The following is a 1,179-nucleotide window of genomic DNA, read 5'->3' on the forward strand; positions in this document are numbered from 1 at the left end:
GATGATCTGGCTGTCGGTAAAGCGGGACTTCTTCATGGAACCTCCTCGAGAAAGGGGACGAGAAAATTCCACTTCTGGCGTCTGCTAATGGGCGGGGGGATTACCGAGGAGCTCGGAGGATTACAGCATCCGCATTGACACAACGTTCAATGATAAAAGCAGGGCGATTTTCGCTTACGACTCTGCTAAGCGAGCCATTGTTTACGTTGAAGCCTACGATTCAGCAGGCAACCTCATTGGGACATCTAGCAGCGAGCCTATCAACGTCGATTACAGTTCTTACGAAAGCCCGGACGCGGCGTCTCGACCTGATTACCAGCGTGGGATAGACTGGCTCACGTCAAGTGGCGCAGCGACCATTTCTGGAGGCACAGTGACTGTAGGCAGCGGAACCGTCCTTGTCGGCGATGTAGTGCAAGTTAAGTAATGAGCACAGTCCATTTCAGGGAGCGCAGGCTTAGCCTGCGCTCCCGCGAAGTAACTCTTCTCCTTGGGACAGTGGCTTGCTCGGCCCTTTTTCTGGTGACTCAAAACCAATTTGGGCTACTTGGCTACGCAGTAGCGCCACTTTTGCTGTTAGCATTCTTCGTGTTGCAAGCAGATTTGGTGTGGCGTGGACACAAAACACCAGGGGCAGCCTTCGCTATCTCCGGCGCGGCTTGGCTGGCGTTCTCAGTCCTAGCCACCTACGTCTTCACTGGTCCCGGACGAACACAGGTTTTCTTGGAAACTTGGCTAAAGGCGCTTGCGGGTGCAGGATTCTTTGCCGCCCTTTTCTTTTTGTCGGTGCTGACCGCTAGAAAGCGATCAGTGAACCTGTATTGGTGTCTGGCCGGAAGCTTAGCGGTAGCAACTGCAGCCGCAGCAGTTCATCTTGATAAATCTGGAAAAATAGAAATCCAATGCGAGCGAGGCACCTGTGCTGCGGGTGCTATTGCCTTTTGGCCTGGCGCATTTCAGGCCTCAAATGGCAAAAGATCGATTTCCGTTGTCCTTCCTCAATCCAATGGCAAGGCACAGTAAGCACTTGTCAGGTCGGCCACCGTCTTCCACTGTTTAAGACACATCGTCACAAGTCAACACTACCAGCCCCCTAGGGAAGGTCTGAACAACGAGACCTGACAGGGCGGAAGGTGGCGTCGTTCCGAAGAGTGGCTTTTGGAACTTCGGAATTTCGCC

Annotated in this window: 1 protein-coding gene and 1 pseudogene; both read left to right on the forward strand. The window is 53.4% G+C overall.

Features of this window, described 5'->3' with window-relative positions:
• Positions 1–106: 106 nt before the first annotated feature.
• Positions 107–427 (forward strand): annotated as a pseudogene (locus J7360_RS21060) (hypothetical protein); the annotation flags it as partial.
• A complete protein-coding gene (locus J7360_RS21065; RefSeq protein WP_005997165.1) occupies positions 427–1,023 on the forward strand; it encodes a hypothetical protein in 597 nt (198 codons plus the stop codon). The pseudogene J7360_RS21060 and the gene J7360_RS21065, both read left to right, overlap by 1 nt.
• The last annotated feature ends 156 nt before the right edge of the window (positions 1,024–1,179 follow it).

It is taken from the genome of Xanthomonas sp. D-99 (assembly GCF_017746145.1).
Taxonomy (GTDB): Bacteria; Pseudomonadota; Gammaproteobacteria; order Xanthomonadales; family Xanthomonadaceae; genus Xanthomonas; species Xanthomonas cissicola.

Bases quoted from the DNA above. Each gene is read 5' to 3' on its own strand.
- J7360_RS21065 (WP_005997165.1), top strand. From the start codon at position 427: ATGAGCACAGTCCATTTCAGGGAGCGCAGGCTTAGCCTGCGCTCCCGC.